The 17254-nt window shown below is 68.8% G+C and carries 18 protein-coding genes and 4 pseudogenes; 14 read left to right on the plus strand and 8 right to left on the minus strand.

All coding sequences use genetic code 11. From position 1 onward, the window contains the following. Window positions 1-1075 (plus strand): annotated as a pseudogene (locus tag J1C73_RS21565) (ATP-binding cassette domain-containing protein); the annotation flags it as partial. Further along, the gene (locus J1C73_RS21570) at window positions 1072-1914 is read left to right on the plus strand and encodes an ECF transporter S component (RefSeq protein WP_207317868.1); all 843 of its coding nucleotides are present in this window, start codon (window positions 1072-1074) and stop codon (window positions 1912-1914) included. The pseudogene J1C73_RS21565 and the gene J1C73_RS21570, both read left to right, overlap by 4 nt. Before the next feature lie 85 nt (window positions 1915-1999). Here J1C73_RS21570 and J1C73_RS21575 read toward each other — a convergent pair whose 3' ends face one another. The 3 genes from J1C73_RS21575 to J1C73_RS21585 all read right to left on the minus strand — a co-directional run bounded on the left by J1C73_RS21575 (window position 2000) and on the right by J1C73_RS21585 (window position 3862). Then, window positions 2000-3034: an alcohol dehydrogenase catalytic domain-containing protein gene (locus J1C73_RS21575; protein WP_207317877.1), complete on the minus strand. Its 1035-nt coding sequence runs from the start codon at window positions 3032-3034 to the stop codon at window positions 2000-2002. Between the two features lie 98 nt (window positions 3035-3132). Then, window positions 3133-3414 (minus strand): zinc-binding dehydrogenase, encoded by a 282-nt coding sequence (locus J1C73_RS21580; protein ID WP_207317869.1) that lies wholly within the window; start codon window positions 3412-3414, stop codon window positions 3133-3135. A 28-nt stretch (window positions 3415-3442) separates the two neighbouring features. Next, window positions 3443-3862, minus strand: a complete 420-nt coding sequence (locus J1C73_RS21585) for a (R)-mandelonitrile lyase (protein ID WP_123464772.1) — start codon at window positions 3860-3862, stop codon at window positions 3443-3445. Between the two features lie 189 nt (window positions 3863-4051). Here J1C73_RS21585 and J1C73_RS21590 point away from each other — a divergent pair. Continuing rightward, window positions 4052-4681: pseudogene (locus J1C73_RS21590) on the plus strand (MmyB family transcriptional regulator); the annotation flags it as partial. Between the two features lie 284 nt (window positions 4682-4965). Here J1C73_RS21590 and J1C73_RS21595 read toward each other — a convergent pair. Next, window positions 4966-5862, minus strand: a complete 897-nt coding sequence (locus J1C73_RS21595; RefSeq protein ID WP_123464776.1) for a phosphotransferase — start codon at window positions 5860-5862, stop codon at window positions 4966-4968. 576 nt (window positions 5863-6438) lie between these two features. On the opposite strand from J1C73_RS21595, the pseudogene J1C73_RS21600 reads away from it, so the two are divergent. After that, window positions 6439-6987: pseudogene (locus tag J1C73_RS21600) on the plus strand (IS6 family transposase); the annotation flags it as partial. A gap of 723 nt (window positions 6988-7710) precedes the next feature. Here J1C73_RS21600 and J1C73_RS21605 read toward each other — a convergent pair. Next, window positions 7711-8877, minus strand: coding sequence for an IS701 family transposase (locus J1C73_RS21605; protein WP_123461599.1), 1167 nt, complete (start codon window positions 8875-8877; stop codon window positions 7711-7713). Window positions 8878-8930: 53 nt separating this feature from the next. On the opposite strand from J1C73_RS21605, the pseudogene J1C73_RS21610 reads away from it, so the two are divergent. After that, window positions 8931-9205: pseudogene (locus J1C73_RS21610) on the plus strand (HAD family hydrolase); the annotation flags it as partial. 477 nt (window positions 9206-9682) lie between these two features. Then, a complete protein-coding gene (locus tag J1C73_RS21615; protein ID WP_207317870.1) occupies window positions 9683-10012 on the plus strand; it encodes a serine hydrolase domain-containing protein in 330 nt (109 codons plus the stop codon). Window positions 10013-10064: 52 nt separating this feature from the next. Here J1C73_RS21615 and J1C73_RS21620 read toward each other — a convergent pair whose 3' ends face one another. Further along, the gene (locus J1C73_RS21620; RefSeq protein ID WP_207317871.1) at window positions 10065-10334 is read right to left on the minus strand and encodes a hypothetical protein; all 270 of its coding nucleotides are present in this window, start codon (window positions 10332-10334) and stop codon (window positions 10065-10067) included. 5 nt (window positions 10335-10339) lie between these two features. Then, window positions 10340-10846 carry a DUF2269 family protein gene (locus J1C73_RS21625; RefSeq protein WP_207317872.1) on the minus strand — a complete coding sequence of 169 codons (507 nt, stop codon included), beginning with the start codon at window positions 10844-10846 and terminating at the stop codon, window positions 10340-10342. Window positions 10847-10935: 89 nt separating this feature from the next. Between J1C73_RS21625 and J1C73_RS21630 the strand changes: the two genes are divergently transcribed. The 4 genes from J1C73_RS21630 to J1C73_RS21645 all read left to right on the plus strand — a co-directional run bounded on the left by J1C73_RS21630 (window position 10936) and on the right by J1C73_RS21645 (window position 13075). After that, the gene (locus J1C73_RS21630; protein WP_207317873.1) at window positions 10936-11277 is read left to right on the plus strand and encodes a PadR family transcriptional regulator; all 342 of its coding nucleotides are present in this window, start codon (window positions 10936-10938) and stop codon (window positions 11275-11277) included. Further along, entirely contained in the window at window positions 11274-11954 is a 681-nt protein-coding gene (locus J1C73_RS21635) for a hypothetical protein (protein WP_266410392.1), read from the plus strand. The genes J1C73_RS21630 and J1C73_RS21635 overlap by 4 nt, the downstream gene beginning before the upstream one ends. Window positions 11955-11988: 34 nt before the next feature. Then, window positions 11989-12471 (plus strand): GNAT family N-acetyltransferase, encoded by a 483-nt coding sequence (locus J1C73_RS21640; protein ID WP_266410390.1) that lies wholly within the window; start codon window positions 11989-11991, stop codon window positions 12469-12471. Between the two features lie 187 nt (window positions 12472-12658). Then, a complete protein-coding gene (locus tag J1C73_RS21645; RefSeq protein ID WP_207317874.1) occupies window positions 12659-13075 on the plus strand; it encodes an Lrp/AsnC family transcriptional regulator in 417 nt (138 codons plus the stop codon). 169 nt (window positions 13076-13244) lie between these two features. Here the strand turns inward: J1C73_RS21645 and J1C73_RS21650 are convergent, their stop codons facing one another. Further along, on the minus strand, window positions 13245-13553 hold the full coding sequence (locus J1C73_RS21650) for a hypothetical protein (RefSeq protein WP_207317875.1): 309 nt from the start codon (window positions 13551-13553) through the stop codon (window positions 13245-13247). Window positions 13554-14225: 672 nt separating this feature from the next. On the opposite strand from J1C73_RS21650, the gene J1C73_RS21655 reads away from it, so the two are divergent. The 4 genes from J1C73_RS21655 to J1C73_RS35800 form a co-directional block, all read left to right on the plus strand. Then, on the plus strand, window positions 14226-15773 hold the full coding sequence (locus tag J1C73_RS21655) for a flavin-containing monooxygenase (RefSeq protein WP_207317880.1): 1548 nt from the start codon (window positions 14226-14228) through the stop codon (window positions 15771-15773). A gap of 64 nt (window positions 15774-15837) precedes the next feature. Further along, window positions 15838-16290, plus strand: a complete 453-nt coding sequence (locus tag J1C73_RS21660; protein ID WP_207317876.1) for a hypothetical protein — start codon at window positions 15838-15840, stop codon at window positions 16288-16290. Window positions 16291-16616: 326 nt separating this feature from the next. Further along, window positions 16617-16820 carry a hypothetical protein gene (locus tag J1C73_RS35795; protein ID WP_307797763.1) on the plus strand — a complete coding sequence of 68 codons (204 nt, stop codon included), beginning with the start codon at window positions 16617-16619 and terminating at the stop codon, window positions 16818-16820. Beyond that, a partial coding sequence (locus tag J1C73_RS35800; protein ID WP_307797764.1) for an FAD-dependent oxidoreductase occupies window positions 16798-17254 on the plus strand: 457 nt, incomplete at its 3' end. The genes J1C73_RS35795 and J1C73_RS35800, both read left to right, overlap by 23 nt.

A 17254-nucleotide genomic window follows, 5' to 3' on the forward strand; every position in this document is an offset into this window, starting at 1 on the left:
AGCACCGGCTGGAGAGAGTCGTTCAGTACGCCGACCGCGTGGTCCACCTGCCAGGCAGCGGGCGCGTGGTCGACGGCTCCCCCGCCGACATCCTCCGCACGTCCTCCATAGCCCCGCCGATCGTGGAACTGGCCCGCGCGGCCGACTGGCGCCCGCTGCCGCTGCCCATCCGCGATGCCCGCCGCGCCGCCGCCCCGCTCCGCGCCCAGCTGGCCGGTGCCGAGCCGGTGCCGGTACGCCCGGCCCCGGTGGCAGGCCGCCCCGCGCTGCTGACCGCCCGCGGTATCACTGTCAGCTATCACCGGGTTCCCGCGGTCCGCGAGGTCGACCTGGACCTGCGCAGCGGCGAGATCACGGCGCTCATGGGCCGCAACGGCTCCGGAAAGTCCTCCCTGCTCTGGGCCCTCCAGGGCTCCGGACCGCGCAGCGCCGGGAGCGTGCACACCACCGACCCACGGACGGGGCAGCCGGGGGGCCCGCACACCATGGCAGCCATCGACGCACGCCGTGCCGTCGGGCTGGTCCCCCAGACGCCCGCCGACCTCCTCTATCTCGAAAGCGTCAAGCAGGAGCTGGACCACGCCGACAGCGAGTCCGCGGCGCAAAGCGGGGGAGACAGCGCCCGCACGATCCTCGACCGCCTCGCTCCGGGAATCGACGACGCCACCCACCCCCGGGACCTGTCCGAGGGGCAGAAACTGGCCCTCGTCCTGGCAGTCCAGCTGACCGCCACACCCCGGGTCCTGCTCCTGGACGAACCGACACGCGGGCTCGACTACCGGGCCAAGGCGGAACTGACCCGGATCGTGGCCGCACTCGCCGACGAGGGGCGCGCCGTCGTCATCTCCACCCACGATGTCGAATTCGTCGCACGTACCGCAGACCGCGTCGTCGTCATGGCGGAAGGCGACATCGTCGCCGACGGACCCACGACCGAAGTCATCGTCGCTCACCGGTATTCGCACCCCAGACCGCCAAGATCCTCGCCCCGCTGCCCTTCCTCACTGTCGACCAGGTGGCCTCGGCGCTCACCGGGAGCAGCACCCCGGTCCAGGACGGAGAGAACGGCGCATGACCAACGCGACAGCCATCCGGCTCACCCCTCGTGTCTCCCTCGTCATCGCCCTGGCGGCATTCCTCGGCGTCGTGGCGTTCTTCTGGCCCTTCGTCGTCGCCCCGGGAAAGTTCGGCTCGAACTACGCCCCGCCACTGATCTTCGGGGTTCTGCTCGTCCTCGTGCTCTGCGTGGTGCTCTCCGAGATGGCCGAAGGCGGGATCAGCTCCAAGGCGCTGGCGATGCTCGGCGTCCTGTCCGCCGTCAACGCCGCTCTGCGCCCGCTGGGCGCCGGCACGGCAGGCATCGAGACCGTCTTCTTCGTCCTGGTGCTCGCCGGACGCGTCTACGGCCCCGGCTTCGGATTCACCCTCGGCTGCACCTCACTGTTCACCTCCGCGCTCATCACAGGCGGGGTCGATCCCTGGATGCCGTACCAGATGTTCGGCTGCGCCTTCGTCGGCATGCTCGCCGGATTCCTGCCCCGCGCGACCGGCCGCCGTGAGGTTCTGCTGCTCGCCGCCTACGGGTCGGTCTCCGGCTACCTCTTCGGCTTCCTCCTCAACCTCTCCTTCTGGCCGTTCTCACTCGACCCCAACAGCTCCATCGCCTACCTTCCCGGCCTGCCGTTCACGGAGCAGTGGCACCGCTACCTCGCCTTCGACCTCGCCACCTCCCTCGGCTGGGACACCGGCCGCGCAGCCACCAACTTCGTCTGCATCGTCCTGGCCGGCCCCGCGGTACTGACGACATTCCGCCGCGCGGCGCGGACGACATTCCGCCGCGCGGCGCGGCGCGCCCGCTTCCAGGCCCCGGTCCGGTTCACACCGACCGGACCCACCGTGAACGACCGGCACTGAGCCCGGCTGAGATTGCCCCGAGCCGACACCCAGCCCGCAGGCGGAGTAGTCCGGGGGCGGAGAAGTGCCTGAGCCTCGTCTTCGCTCAGGGAGTGATGAGGACCTTGAGGGCCTCGCGCCGGTCCATGGCGCGGTAGCCCTCCGCGGTGTCTTCCAGGGGCAGAGTGCGGTCGAAGACACGTCCGGGGTCGACGGTTCCGTCCAGGACGGCGGGGAGGAGTCCCTCGATGTAGGCGCGCACGGGGGCCGGGCCTCCGGTGAGGGTGACGTTGGGGCCGAAGAGGCTGCCGAAGCCGACGGGGGCGTCTTCGTACTGGGGGACGCCGACGCGGCTGATGACACCGCCGGGACGGACGGCTCCGACAGCCATTTCGTAGGCGGGCATGTGGCCGACGGCTTCGAGGACGGCGCGGGTGCCGTGGCCGCCGGTCAGTTCGCGGACCTTGGCGATGCCTTCCTCGCCGCGTTCGGCGATGACGTCGGTGGCGCCGAAGAAGCGTCCGAGGTCGGTGCGGTCCTTGTGGCGGCCCATGAGGATGATGCGATCGGCCCCGAGCTGCTTGGCGGAGAGGACGGCGAGGAGTCCGACGGCGCCGTCACCGATGACGGTGACCGAGTCGCCGGGACGTACCCGGGCCTGGTGGGCGGCGTGGTAGCCGGTGCCGTAGACGTCGGCGAGGGTGAGGAGGGAGGGCAGCAGCTCCGGGTCGACGTCCGTCGGCAGCTTGACGAGGGTGCCCCGGGCCTGCGGGACGCGGACCGCCTCGGCCTGGGCGCCGCCGACACCGGCGGCGAAGAAGCCACCGTTGGGGCAGGAGGTGTGCAGGCCCTCGCGGCAGAACTCGCAGGTGTTGTCGGCGAACGCGAACGGTGCCACGACCAGGTCGCCACGCCTGAGGCCCGATACGTCGGAGCCGGTCTCCTCGATGGTGCCGAGGAACTCGTGGCCCATGGGCACGGGCCCATCGGCGGCCGTCAACGTGTGGTAGGGGTGCAGGTCGCTGCCGCACACGCAGGAGCGCAGGACGCGTACGACCGCGTCAGTGGACTGCTCGATGACCGGGTCGGGGGCGTCCTGGACACGGACGTCGCCGGCTTCGTACAGGAAGGTGGCCCGCATGGGGACAACTCGCTTTCTCATCGCGTGGGATTTGATGCCTGGCCGCCATGGCCGGATCGGCTCAGCGCGGCCAAGGCCGGGCGCCGGGGTGCCGGGAGTCATGGAACGGTGAGGACGACCTTTCCTTGGGCCCGGTGTGAGCGGAGCCGCTCGGCGGCCCGGGCGGCGGTATCGAAGGCCAGGGTGGTGTCGATCGGGAGCCGCACCCGGCCGTCTGCGACCGCGGGAAGCAGCGCCTGGCCGGCTGTGGCGATCACGCTGCCGAGCTCCGCGGGCCGGATTGAAGCCGCAGTACACTCGCGCAGGCGCAGGTGGCGGCAGGAGAGGGGTGTCCGGTCGGGGCTGTGGCCGCGGAACGGCGCGGCCATCATCGCGGACATGAAATGCCCTCCTTGTGCGTCAGTTGGGTCAGCTGCTGCGGGTGCGCGGCCCGCTGTACTGCGCGTCCGTGATGTGTTCCAGCCAGGTGGTCTCGGGCCGGCCGTCCTCGGGGGCAGGGGCTTCCCAGAGGGCGAGGTGCTGCATGAAGCGGTCCTCGGTGGCGCCGTGCCAGTGCTCCTCGCCGGGCGGGCAGGTGACCGTCTCGCCGGGGTGGGCGGCGCAGACCGTGCCGTCGCGGGTCCCGATCAGGGCGATGCCGGCGACGACGTGGAGTGTCTGGCCGACGGCGTGGTGGTGCCAGGCGGTGCGGGCACCGGGTGCGAAGCGGACCATGTTGGCCCGCATGCGGGAGGGCTCGGTGCCGGCGTAAAGGGCGTCGAACCACACGTCCCCACTGAACCAGTTCTCCGGGCCCTTGCCGGTCGCCTGCTGCTTGACGAATTCCATGTCGCGCTGTTCCTCTCTCGTGCCAGGGAAATGGTTGGCCGGTTGGGTTTTCGTTTCTTCATCTGCCATCTCCCAGGTTGGCACGGGGTGAGTGGGCCGCAAAGAGGAGAGTTTCCTCCTGGGAGGGAAACATCCCGGGAGAGACTCCTCCCCCTCACACAAGGGGCGCTCGCTGTCACGCTGGGAGGCATGAGTCCGACACCGCATCTCGATGAGCTCGGCGAGTTCCTGAAGGCCCGCCGGGCCGGGCTGAGCCCGCGCGCCGTGGGGCTGCCCGACGGCGGGGGGCCGCGTCGGGTGACCGGCCTGCGCAGGGAGGAGGCCGCCCGGCGCGCGGTGATCTCCACGGACTACTGCACCCGGCTGGAGCAGGGCCGCATGCCCGCGTCAGCCCCTGCCCTGGAGACGGTCGCGCAGGCGCCCCACCTGGATGACGACCAGCGGCGCCACCTGCTCGGTCTGGCGGGGAAGGAGTCCGCGAAACCGCGGCGCCGGGCCCCGCAGAAGGTGCAGCCTCAGCTGCGCCGGGTCCTTGACGACCTCACCTCCACCCCGGCGATCGTGAGGGGCCTCCGAATGGACGTCATCGCCTGGAAGCCGCTCGCGGCAGCACTGATCACTGACTTCTCCGCCGTCCCGGAAAAGCACCGCAATTACGTGTGAGGTCTTTTCACCGATCCGGCGATGCGCACCCTCTGCGCCGACCGGGAAAATGTCGCGCGTACCGCCGTCGCGCAATTGCGGATGGCGGCGGCAAAATACCCGGACGACCCCCGGCTGACGACCTTGGTCGGGGAGCCGGCGGTGCGGGACGCAGATGGTAAGGGCCGTAGTTCTCGGCGGTACCGATCAAGGTGACGCCCAGGTCCACAGCGCGGTGGATCGCTGAGGCCGAGCGCGAAGGCTGGCTCGGCGAGGCCGAAGGCCTGAAGGTCAGCCTGGCCGGCGCTGAGGAGGAACTCCGCCGGCTCGATCGGGGCCACGGGCAGCGTGCGGCCGTGGACCGTGGCATCCCCACCACGCGTGGTGATCGATGAACCCGCGAACGTGGGCTGCCGCGTGGCCCTCAAACAAGATCGACAACAGGTCCGACGAAGCGTGCTTCAAACACCCTTCAGAACACGATCAAGTGCCGCCCGACCTGCAGGTCCCCAGTGAGGCTTGCCGCCGGGAAGACCCCGATCTCCGTTCTGCCCCATGAGCATCAGGAAGAGGCTCTTCATAGCGGCCAGCCCGCGGGCGCGCCGGATCGCCGCCTCGTCCGCATGCGCGTACATGTCGAAGAACCGTGAGGCCGTGCCCGCGGGTAGCAGCACCCATGCGGCGGCGAGGTCCCACGCTGGATCGCCGGCGAACATGTCACCGAAGTCGACGATGCCCGAGAGTGTTCCGTCCGAGACGACGACGTTCGCGGGATGGAGGTCGCCGTGCACCCACACCGGCGGGCCCTCCCACGCCTGGGCCGCAACGGCGTCGTCCCAGACGGCCCGGACGTCGGCAGCGATGTCGTCGGGGGCAACGGCCTGGAAGAAGTTCTCGAAGGCGTCCGTACAGTTCCTGGGATGGGCACCGCGGCCCGTAGCGATCGGCGCCTCGGCGGGCGCCTCCACATGGAGCGCCTGGAGGAAACCCGCCAGAGTGTCGGCGGCGTGGGCACCGCGGCTGATCGAGCCGTGGTCAAGCGGCTCGCCGGGAACCCACGTCATCACGGTCCAGTGCTTGGGGAAGCGCTCGGACGGTTCGCCGAACCGCACCGGGGTCGGCACCGGGAGTGGCAGAAGCGGGGCCAGCACAGGTAGCCATCGCCGCTCATTGAGCTGGAGCTCCGGGGTGGGGTCCATGCGCTGCATTCGCACGGCCAACTCGTCCCCGAGACGCCACATTTGGTTGCCCCAGCCGCCCGCCACCTCACGGATGGCCAGCCCCGCAAGGTCTGGATGTTGCTCCTGCAGCAGGTCGCGGACCAGGTCTGCGGTGATCTCGATCTCGGTGTCGGTCATACGAAGTCACAGTACCGAGGCGGCAGGCGGAGCGGCTCTCGCCCCCCGGAACATCTCGCTGTTCCCTCCGCCGTCACCAGTTCGGTCTCAGAGAGCTGTAGATCGGAGGCTTCGGGAGGGCACGGCTCCGAAGTTCGGAGAAGCCTGCATCCGCTGCCCCGCCGTGCGCGTCGGTGGGCGGTCGCACCAGCGGCAGCCGACGTGCAGGGTGCGTCGATGGTCAGGGAAGTCAGCAAGTGGTCAGCGGGAGTCCCGAAAAACCTGGGGAAAGCTGCCCGGACATGCGCCTCGTTGTAGGGTTGAAAAACTGCCCTTGACCTGCAAAAACGCAGGCAGGGAGCCTAGATTCAGGAGTACCTCAATGCTGCGCACGATGTTCAAGTCCAAGATCTAGCGTTTGGGTGTTTCCGCAGGTCAGAGCCCTGGTCACCGCCTACAGGTCAGCAAACGGTCAGCATCAGGCCGAACGGTTTCCGGCTTGCTGACCTGCATCCGCGGCAGGTTATCGGCTGCCCCGCCCGACGCCCTGCTCGGAAGGATTGATACGTGGCTCGACAGCTCGCCCGCGGAACGGGGTTCGGGCAGGCGTACGCCAACGCGCTGCGCCGCCGACAGCCACGGCCGGGGGACAAGTGCCATCTGGACGAGGTCTTCATCAAGATCAACGGGGAGCAGAAGTATCTGTGGCGGGCTGTCGACCAGGACGGCAATGTCCTGGACATCCTGGTGCAGAACCGGCGGGACACGGCCGCGGTCAGGCGCTTCTTCCGCAAGCTGATGACAGCGAAGGGCGGGGTGCCGCGAGTGGTCGTCACCGACAAGCTGCGTTCCTGCGGCGCCGCCCACCGCGAGGTCATGCCCTCGGTGGGGCACCGCTCCCACAAGGGATTGAACTACCGGGCCGAGAACAGTCACCGGCCGACGAGGCAACGCGAACGGGCCATGAAGGGCTTCCGCAGCGTGGGCGGGGCCCAGCGGTTCCTGTCCGCGTTCAGCGGCGTCCCACCCCACTTCCGGCCCCGACGCCACCTGATGACCGCATCCGAACACCGAGCCGAAATGACCATCCGCTTCACCACCTGGGAGCAGATCACCGGCGTCACCGGCCGACTTACCGCGGCCTGAGCCCAGGCCGGCACCCGGCCCCACCACACCTCGACCCACAGTCGAACACCCACACACCCACACACCCACACACCCAACAACGTGACAACGCCCGGCGGCGCGCTGTCCACGGACGACCCCTCCCAGCATGACCAACCAGAAGATCACCCACCCGGTCAGTCAACGTGACAGTGCCAGCCGATGGGCTTCCGTCATATTGACTTGATCGGACCGTCGGCGAGCGAACAGTCCGGTTGTCGCACCAGATTTGGCTATCCGGCTGGGGATGAGTTCTGTAGGCCGATCGGGACGGCGAGCTCGTCGCCGGTGAGCCGGCAGCGATCCGGTCGGGTGGGCGCGGGTATCCTCGCGATCCTTGGTCAGGGCGTCGTGAGCGCTCGGTAGACGTCGTCGGGGATTTCGACCTCGGTGATGGGCGTCTTTCGCCGACCGAAGTCCGCGTCGTGCTCGGAGGCGAGTCGACTCAGATGATCCTCCGCTCGCTGTGCGTACGATGTGTCGAAGGCGGTCGGGTCGATCGCCGCGACGAACAGGCCTAGTACTGCAACCGTGTTTGGTGTGACCGCGGTTCAGTTCATGGGCTGTGGCCTCGTCGTTTGTAGTGGCTGATGCGTGCTCGGTGTTGTGCTCGTCGTCGCCAGTGGGACCAGTACAGGACGTGGGCGACGGGAGGAAGGAGACGTGCTGTGAGGTGCGCGGTCAGGCGGCGGATCTCGGGCAGGCTCAGCGGGACGAGGAGCTGTTCACCGGGTTTTGACCCCCTTTTTTGAGCTCCTCCGCGCGGACCGTTGTCAGATAGGCGTGGGCAGCCATGGCGAGGGTGATGTGCCGGTACCAGGCGTGGTATTTGCGGACCTGGTAATGGTCGAGGCCGCATTCGTTCTTCGCGGTCTGGAAGCATTCCTCGATCGTCCACCGGCGGCCGGCCACGGCCAGGAGGGTGTTCAGGGTGGTGCCTTCGGGTGCGAAGCATACGTAGTAGGCGATCTCGGTGGGATCGGTGATGCTTCGGCGGGCGAGGACCCAGTGCTCGACGCCCTCCTCGCGCCACGGACGGATCGGCGCCCGGGCCCAGTCGTAGACGCGCTCTCCGTGGGTGCCTCGTCCGCACGAGCGGCGTTTCCACGCCTGCCGGGGCAGGCCGGCGACCAGTTCGTCCACGGGATGGTCCATGTGTGAGGCGGTAACGACGGTGTCGGTTCGGCGGGTTGCCAGCACATGGAACACCCCGCGCTGTTCAAGCCAGTAACGCAAGCCCTTGACCTGCCCGTACGCCTCATCAGCGGTCAGCCACGCGAACGGCACCCGCGCGGCGAGTGCTCGCTCGATCATGGCCTTGGCGTGCTCGATCTTCGTGGCGAAGGCGACCTCGTCGGGGACCGCGGCGGCGCGGCACCGTTCCCGGTCGTCGGTCCAGGACGCGGGCAGGTACAGCTCCCGGTCGATCAACGTGTGACCGGTATCGGTGGCATAGGCGAGGAATGTGCCGACCTGGCTGTTCTCGACCCGGCCCGCCGTGCCGGTGTATTGCCGCTGGACCCCGGCCGAGCGGACACCCTTTTTCAGGAACCCCGTGTCGTCCACCACGAGCACCGCCTGCCGGTCGCCGAGGTGTTCAATCACGAACTCCCGTACGTCGTCACGGACTTCGTCAGCGTCCCAGTCACACGTATTGAGCAGTCGCTGCAAACGGTCCGGCCGGTCATGCCCAGCGCGCTCGGCGACCGTCCACGCGTTCTTCCGCTCCAGCGACGACACCAGCCCACGCATATAGGCCAACGCGGACTCCCGGGGCTCCGAGCGCTGAAACCGGTGCACGAACCGCTCATGCACCTCCTCCAGCCCCGCCGCCCACCGCCACACGTCACCAACCTCGAGATCCCCACCCATGACAGGAACAACGACCACTACGACATACCGTCACACCAAACACGGTTGCAGTACTAGTCGTCACATCCGCCGAGTGGGGCGTCGCCAAGCCGCACCCGGATTTCTTCGCGCGGGTGCTGGAAGTATCCGACGCCTTGCCACACGAGACACTGTATGTCGGTGACCACCCGAGCAACGACATCTATCCGGCGAAGGCGGCCGGCTTGCGGGCAGCACACCTTCGCCGTGGCCCGTGGGGTACTGGTGGGCTGATGACCCGCAAGTTCGCGCCGCGGCGGACTGGTCCATCGACTCGCTCACTGACCTGCTGGGCATCGTCAGCTACTGACGAAACGGCCCCGCCCCGAACGCGTGTCGAGCGGACACGTCTGGACGGCCTAGGACCTCGAGGCCCCTGACGGCGAGCCGGTGAGGATCGTCCGCCTGGAGGTGAGCGGCGACCTCCGGAGCGACTACACGGAAGTCGGCTACCGGCTGGATTTCTCGGGCTTCGCGACGAAGATGTGGGTCACGCAGTGAAGACCTCAGAGTGCCTCCCACAGGGCACCCGCCTCGATCCGCGTCCACCCCAGCCGCGCCATGCGCAACGACGGCGCCTGATCCTGGACCGCGCTCGGATCCAACGGCGAAGTCCTCCAGATCGGCTCCCAGTGCCCATGGCCAATCTACTCAAGGCCGCCATGCTCGAAGTCAGCCACCATCAAGTCTGGGGCGGTCGGCTGTGACCCCGACGTTACCCCGCCAGGGCAAGCCAACAGTGCCGCAGCGCAGCGACAGCGGGGTACTGCATCTGCCGGATCCCGCCGTGCCCGGACTGCTTCACCGACCATTCCTGGCAGACGGGCGGGTGCTGGGCGCCGACATCCGGGCGGCACTGCTGGAACGGGCGGAGCTGGCCGACGGCACCGTGCATCCGTATGCGCTGGGCGTCTACCACTTCACCGTCGGCGGCAAAGCGGCCTACGGCCACGCCGGGAGCGTGGATGGCTACCGGTCGCAGTTGCTGTATGTGCCGGAGGACGGGCTCGGCTTCGCGTGCCTGGCCAACCAGACCAGGATCGGCCCACTGACGCTGGTGAACCGAGCGGCCGGCGGGGAGCGGCACCGGGCCAGGAACCGCCTGCAAGGCCGGTAGGTATGGTTCTCGCGCTGTCGGTGGTTGTTTCCCAGTCATCTGTCGGCGCCGGTCAGTCTGTCGGCTGAGGAGGCGAGTGGCTGCTGCCCAGCACGCGCAGGGCGAGCAGCCCTCCGATGCCGGGAATGAAGGCACGCCCCTTGGTCCCCGGCCGCGCGAGGGCGGGAGTGAGGAAGACGGCGACGATGACGGTCAGGTAGGCCGTGCCGTGGACCAGGCCGCCCAGCGACGAGATCGCCCCGGTGTGCACGGTGAACAGGTTGAGCAGCAAGAGCGTGAGGGATGCAGCTTCAACCGCGGCGGCGATGCGGAGAGTTCGCATACTGATCAGGCTCCCGTCGTGGAGCCGGGGCGGACGATCATCAGGACGACAACGGCTGCCCACAGCAGGTTGAACATCCCTGTGGTCACGGAGAGGCGTGCGGTCGCCGACCGCAGCTGCGCAATGGCGTCCGTGGCCACGTCGGTGCCTGTCCCCCCTGGGCCGGACGCATACGCGGGTTGGGCGAGCAGCCGGGCCTGTCCGGGCAGGACCGCCATGAGCAGCAGGGCCGCGGCGGCAGCCGTCAGCACGATCGACGTCAGTAGCCAGGCGTCGGTCAGGACGCCCATCCGGGCGCCGGTGGCGACACCGAGGACCGGGACGGCGATGCCGACGACCGTGTACCCACGGCAGATCTTGTGCAGGAACGCTGTGGTCTGGCCGTTGGGCTCCTGCACGTCGCCGCTGGCCGACAACCTGGCGTAGCGGAGGAACATCGAGGCAGCGACAGCGATAGGCCCGATCGCCAGGATCGCGGCCAGGACGTGCAGCGAGAGCAGCAGCTTGGTCACAGGGGTCCCTTCATGGATAACCTGCCAATAGATTGGCTACCGATCTATAAGTAGCACAGGGTGACTCTTTTTAGGTAGGCTGCCTGACTATGAAGACGGATGCGGTACGCGGCCACCTGGACGGACTGCTGCTGTCCGTACTGGAATCCGGCCCCCTGCACGGCTACGCGATCATTGCCGCGGTCCAGGAGCGCAGCGGCGGCGTACTCGAGCTGCGCAAAGGAACCATCTACCCCGTCCTCAACCGGCTCGAGCGGATCGGACTGCTGAGCAGCGCATGGGAGTCGGTGGGCGAACGCCGTCGGCGCCGCTACGAACTCACCGACGCCGGACGGCGCAGCCTGGCCACCGAGCGGACCCACTGGCGGGCGTTCACCGCAGCGATCGGCTCGGTGCTGGAACCCACGCCGGCCCCCGGACACGCCACGTGAAAGCGCCCGAGATCCCTGCTGACGACCCCATCGAAGCCCACCTCGCGGACCTGACGGCCACCCTGCACGGCCCGGCCCGACTCAAGACCCAGATGGTGGACGAACTGCGCGAAGGCCTCCTGGACACCATGCGGGAACTGTCTCCCGATGCCGAACCCGACCGCGACGCCGCCCGTCACGCCATCCGCCAGTTCGGCCCCGTGGCCGAACTCGCGCCCAGCTTCCAGCGCGAACTGACCATCACCCAGGCCCGTCACACCGCGCGCACCGTCATGCTGATCATCCCGTGCCTGCTGGTTTGCTGGTACCTGGTCGAGCTCTCCACCCGCGCGGCGGGCCACCAGCTGCCAGACCCGCTCCAGGTGGTCGTAGCCCACCTCGGCGGCCTCGCAGCGCTCACCGCGCTGCTGGCGGCCGTGTCCCTCTCCGTCACCGGCACCCTGGCCCGCCGACTGCCCCTCCCCCAACAACTGCCACTCGTGGTCGCCTGGACGGGAACCACCGCGGCAGTCGCCCTCGGACTGAACGCGCTGACCCTCATCACCGCCGCGGTACTCGCCACCAACTGGCCACTGACCGCGGTCGCCTGCCTGATCACCATCGTCTTCCACGCGCGCATCGCCGCCTCCGCACGGGCGTGCCGCCACTGCGCCTGCCTGCCTGTCACCGCCCCCTGACGAACGGCCTGCCCCGATCAAGGCCGAGAGGCTCGTGCTCCGTGAGCCCGGGACCCGGGACCGTGCGACGTTCATCGAGCTGCTCGCCTCGCCAGAGGTGCATACCTACCTCGGAGGCCCCCGGCCGCGTGACGAGCTTGAGCACGAGATGTCCGGGGTGCCCGAGCGGTGGCCCGGGAGCTTCGTCGTTGATCTCGGCGGGTCGATGATCGGCCAGATCCTGCTCAGGAGAGCAACGGGGCACCGTCGCCCGGCTGCCGTGGGAAAGGCCGATCTCGGCTACCTGTTCCTGCCGCGGGCGTGGGGATCCGGGTGCGCCGCCGAGGAGTACGCGGCGGCACTCGGCTGGCTCGTCGGCGCGCTTCCCAGCGAGCCGGTGGTGCTCACCACCCAGACCGCCAACGTCGGCTCGATGCGTCTCGCGGTGAAGCTGGGGTTCACTGAGATGGAGCGGTTCGAGGCACGGGGCGCCGAGCAGTGGCTCGGCATGTGGTCCCCAATCACGCCGCCCGATTGAGCTCGTGCTCGACAGGGCGGATCCGCAACTCGACAGCACTGCTGGGACGGAGCCCGGCGCTGTTGAAGCTCGGGCTCTGGCCCAACTTCTGTTTGAGCCGTGAGGCGCTGTTGGTTCGAGTGGAGGTGGGAGACCGAGCGCCACGAGGCGCCGCGATCCGCGTGCGGGTGTGAGACCCGCACGGGCCTTGACCCCTGATCTCGAACACGGGATATGCGGCTTCGGCCGCGACGGACGGCGTGCCTATGCCGATCTCGCCGACGAACTCGACACCACACCGAAGGAGGTTCAGCGCCGACTGGACCGGCTCCGCCGGAACGGCGACATCGCGTTCCGCTGCGATGTCGCCCGGGAACTCGCCGGATGGTACACGATGGCACTGCTGTGGCTGACTGTCCCGGACATGGACCTGCGGGCCGTGGGACATCGGGTGGCGAGCTGGCAGGAAACCCGCATGTGCGCGGCCGTGGCCAGTCCGGCCAACCTCGCTCTCATTGTCAGTCTGCAGTCTTTCGAGCACCTTGAGGAAGTGCTGATCCGGATCGCCGCGAAGTGCCCGGGCGTCGCCGTACCGAACGACGGCTGGTGTGCTGCGACAGGGTGAGGTATACGGCCGCCTGGTGGACGAGAGCGGCCGGTGCGTCGAGGTGATCCCGCCCGATCCATGGGCAGTAGGACCCGGGGCAACGACTGGCTGACTCCGTCGGAACCTGCTGCGCGTACGTGTACGGAATGGGCCGACCTCCCCTGAGTGCCGGAAGCCGGCCACTACGTCAATCCGTGCAACCCTCGTTCCGTCCGTTCGGGGTGGGGCCCGCATCGTGACCGTCATCCGCCCGGACCGGTCCCGCGCACGGCCGACGTACGGGAATGGCGGCCGTGAGCTCCTCGGGACTCACCGCGAGAGCCTGGGCGAGGTTGGCCGTAAGTGCGGCGTCCAGGCCTTCGGACACGGCGAAAGCGGCGATGATGTGGATCGAGTTCCGGGTGTCGGCGGACTCGGTGTCGTGTCCGGCCCGTCGGCAGCGATGCAACAGCCAGCGGGCGAAGCTGTCGTGGTCAGTCTCGTCGTGGTTGGGCACGAGGCGGTTCCCTTCTTTCGGTCACCTGAGGGCCGTGCGCGAGCAGTTGGTTTCTTGAACGGCCGACCCTGGAGCGGCCCTTGCGAACGGGCCCGCGATAGCGGCGGATCAGTGACGGCCGATGGCTGACGAGCGGCTGGCGAAGGGGTTCGTCCCGGCCGGTCCGGGACGGAGGTAAGGGCTTCGGTCTTCGCCCGCTCGGCTGTGGCGTACGCGCGGACCGAGTCCACGGTGTGAGGGGCAACTGCATCGTGCCGGCCCCATGGACGACCACGATCGTCGCGTACGTCGAGGCGTAGCTTCCCGGCCAACGGGAAAGCCCCTTGGACCGCTTTGGCCTGGGCCGATGTCGCATGTCCTGCCCACTCTCGCACCGGAGCTGCCCCTGAGCCGAGCCCGGGGCCGGCGTCCATGTCCACCACGGTCTTGGCCGCTCCGGGCAGCCCGGCCGCCACTCGTGCCCCCACATCCGATCCCGCCGGGTCCGGCGGATGGCGGGGTCCCCATTCACTTGCTCTCTCTAATTAGATACGATCGAATGCTATACGATCGGTCTTAGGTCGAGCTGAATGTTGATGGAGGAGGGTCATGATCAACCCACAGCGCCCGGACACGGCTCCGCGTGGACTGGGGGCCGTGCCGCAGGCTCACGGCCCCGTGCAGGCGGATGCCATGAGCGGACGCCACGTATCTGTGGTCATCGTCGGCGCGGGATTCTCAGGGCTCGGTACGGCCATTCGGCTGCTGCAGGAGGGCCACCGGGACGTGCTGATACTGGAGCGGGCTGACGAGGTCGGCGGCGCGTGGCGGGACAACACCTATCCCGGGTGCGCCTGCGACGTTCCCTCGCGCCTGTACTCGTTCTCCTTCGCCCCCAATCCCGCGTGGAGTCGGCGCTTCGCTCCGCGCGAGGAGATCGGGCAGTACCTCAGGCGCTGCGTCGACGAGTACGACCTGACGCCGAATCTGCGGCTCGGCTGCGAACTGCAACGCGCTACCTGGGATTCCGAGCGGCAACGCTGGGACCTGCGGACCAGCACGGGTCCGCTCACCGCTGGGCTGCTGGTACTGGCCCAAGGCCCGCTGTCGGAGCCGGCCGTTCCTTCGCTGCCCGGGCTCGACAGCTTCATCGGCGAGGCATTCCATTCCGCCCAGTGGAGGCACGACTTGGATCTGAGCACCAAGCGGGTGGGAGTGATCGGGACCGGAGCGAGCGCAATCCAGTTCGTCCCTCACCTGCAGCGCACCGCACGGCAGGTGACGGTCTTTCAGCGCACTCCTCCCTGGATCGCGCCGAGGCGCGACCGGGTCATCCCGCTGTGGCAGCAACGTCTGTTCCGGCTGGCACCGCCGGTGCAGCGACTAGCCCGCGGCTGGGAGTATCTGGCCCGGGAGGCGACGCTGCCCGCCCTGCTCGGAAACCGCACCATGTCCGCACTCGGCCAACGCGAGGCGCTTGGCCACCTGCACCGTCAGGTCGCGGACCCGGGAATGAGGGCCAAGCTGACCCCGGACTACGAACTGGGCTGCAAGCGGGTCCTGCTGTCCGACGACTACTACCCGGCCTTGGGCCAGCCCAACGTTGACGTGGTCACTGATCCGATCACGAGCGTCGGGCCCGATGCGGTGCTCACTGCGCCCACCGCCGCGGCGCGGGACGGAGATACCATCGCCGAGCACCCGGTGGACGTGCTGATCTACGGAACCGGATTCCGCGTCACTGACGCGACGTACGCGCAGCAGGTCGTCGGCGCCGACGGACGGTCCCTGAGCGAGGTCTGGGAAGGCAGCCCGCAGGCCCACCTCGGCACCACGGTCGCAGGATTCCCCAATCTCTTCCTGATGGCAGGTCCCAACACCGGCGTGGGGCACACGAGCCTCATCTACATGATCGAGTCGCAGATCGACTACCTGCTCAGCTGCCTGCGGCTGATGCGCAGCCGGGGCCTGACCGCCGTGGAAGTGCGTGCCGAGGCCCAGTACGCCTTCAACGCGGAGCTGCAGAGCCGGATGGAGCCCACCGTCTGGGCCGCCGGCGGCTGCGTCGGCTGGTACCAGGACCGCACCGGTCGTATCACGTCCATCTGGCCCGAACCGACATGGCGATTCCGTCGTCGCACGCGAGCCTTCGACCCGCGGCAGTACGTGCTGACGGCGGAGGGCGCCGCCCCGCCGCGTCCGCAGCCATCAGGCCGGGCCGCACGGAACTCTGAAGGGTGAGTCCAGGATCGTGACGCGTCCTCGTGCCCGCAGCAGCCGGAGGATCCCGATCAGGGAGTTGATCGTGCCCACCGCGCTGAGCCGTACTCCGGCCACCCGCCTCTTCGCTGCCGAAGCGCTGAGCGCAGTCCTGTTCTCGGTGCCCATGCTGCTGTTCACCACGCCCAGTCACCCGAGAGTGCCCGAATGGTTCCAGTTACTGGGGCTCGGCCTCCTGCTCACGATGATCGGCGCCACCGTGCACACGTGGCGGCGGACCATCGCCGACGAGTTGATACCCGCCGGGCGAACGGGCCCGGCGGCCGGGGGAGCCTGCGAGCGTCTGCGTGAACAGCTCGGGGCGGAGCGCCGGTTGCGCCGGCTGCTGATCCTCTATCCAGCCGTGCTGGTGCTGCTGCTGCCGGTCCCCGACACCTGGGTGAACTTCTGGTTCTGGTCCACGTTGCTGGCGGCCGTGGCCGGGCTGATATCGCTCGGCCTGCTGCTGCGCACGCCCGGCCGTCGCGGGCGTACATGATCTACTCCGGCGGCCAGGGCTGCGGGACATCCCGGCGGTATACGAGCCGGGCGGCGGAGTTTGCGAAAATGGTAAGTCTTTTTGTTGGCCTGATGATCGGTGGTACACGCTCGGGGTGGGGGTGAGCGCCATGAGCGGTACGACGAACAATGCGAAGAGCAGCACTTTCGACGATGGTGCGTACGACGTGGTGGGCGCGAGTGCAGCTGGTCTGAGTGCGGCTCTGGTCCTGGCCAGGGCCCGTCGCCGGGTCGGGGTGGTGGAAGCGGGCGGGGCCGCGCAACGCTCCCGCCGCGCATATGCACGGTTTCCTGTCCCGGGACGGTATGTCTCCGGCCGACCTGCTGGCGGTGGGCCGGGCGGAGGTCGCCGGTTACGGGGTGGATCTGTTCGAGGGCCGTGTGGATCAGATGGAGCCCGGCTTCCTCGTCCGTCTGGAGGGTGGTGCGGTGCTCGGTGCCCGCCGGGTCGTGGTGGCCACCGGACTGCGGGACGAGCTCCCCGTGATTGCCGGCGTTCGGGAACGGTAAGGGCAGGGGCCTGCTGTTCTGCCTCTACTGCCACGCGTACGAGGTGCGCGACCAGCCCATAGGAGTGCTGGGTACCCATCCCGGTGCGGTGCGGCACGCGCTGCTGTTGCGGCAGTGGTCGCACGACGTCGTCTTCTTCGCGCACACCCTGGACCTCGGTGCGGAGGAGCGCGAGCAGTTGGCCGCTCGCGGCATCGTCGTCGCCGTGGGAACCGTCAAGCGTCTGGTGACGGAGGGCGACCGGTTGCGCGGTGTCGAGCTGGCCGAGGGGCATGTCGTCCCCCGCTCCGCGGTGTTCGTCTTCCCCCGGATGGTTCCTCATGACGCCCTGCTCACGGGTCTGGGGTGCGAGCGGGACGACAGCGGCTGGGTGACCACCGACGATGCGGGCCGGACCAGCGTGTCCGGGGTGTGGGCGGTCTGCAACGTGTCCC

This window comes from Streptomyces laculatispora (genome assembly GCF_017353455.1).
GTDB lineage: Bacteria > Actinomycetota > Actinomycetes > Streptomycetales > Streptomycetaceae > Streptomyces > Streptomyces laculatispora.

Bases quoted from the DNA above. Each gene is read 5' to 3' on its own strand.
- J1C73_RS21570 (WP_207317868.1), top strand. From the start codon at position 1,072: ATGACCAACGCGACAGCCATCCGGCTCACCCCTCGTGTCTCCCTCGTC.
- J1C73_RS21575 (WP_207317877.1), bottom strand. From the start codon at position 3,034: ATGCGGGCCACCTTCCTGTACGAAGCCGGCGACGTCCGTGTCCAGGAC.
- J1C73_RS21580 (WP_207317869.1), bottom strand. From the start codon at position 3,414: ATGTCCGCGATGATGGCCGCGCCGTTCCGCGGCCACAGCCCCGACCGG.
- J1C73_RS21585 (WP_123464772.1), bottom strand. From the start codon at position 3,862: ATGGAATTCGTCAAGCAGCAGGCGACCGGCAAGGGCCCGGAGAACTGG.
- J1C73_RS21595 (WP_123464776.1), bottom strand. From the start codon at position 5,862: ATGACCGACACCGAGATCGAGATCACCGCAGACCTGGTCCGCGACCTG.
- J1C73_RS21605 (WP_123461599.1), bottom strand. From the start codon at position 8,877: ATGGGTGGGGATCTCGAGGTTGGTGACGTGTGGCGGTGGGCGGCGGGG.
- J1C73_RS21620 (WP_207317871.1), bottom strand. From the start codon at position 10,334: ATGCGAACTCTCCGCATCGCCGCCGCGGTTGAAGCTGCATCCCTCACG.
- J1C73_RS21630 (WP_207317873.1), top strand. From the start codon at position 10,936: ATGAAGACGGATGCGGTACGCGGCCACCTGGACGGACTGCTGCTGTCC.
- J1C73_RS21655 (WP_207317880.1), top strand. From the start codon at position 14,226: ATGAGCGGACGCCACGTATCTGTGGTCATCGTCGGCGCGGGATTCTCA.
- J1C73_RS35795 (WP_307797763.1), top strand. From the start codon at position 16,617: ATGTCTCCGGCCGACCTGCTGGCGGTGGGCCGGGCGGAGGTCGCCGGT.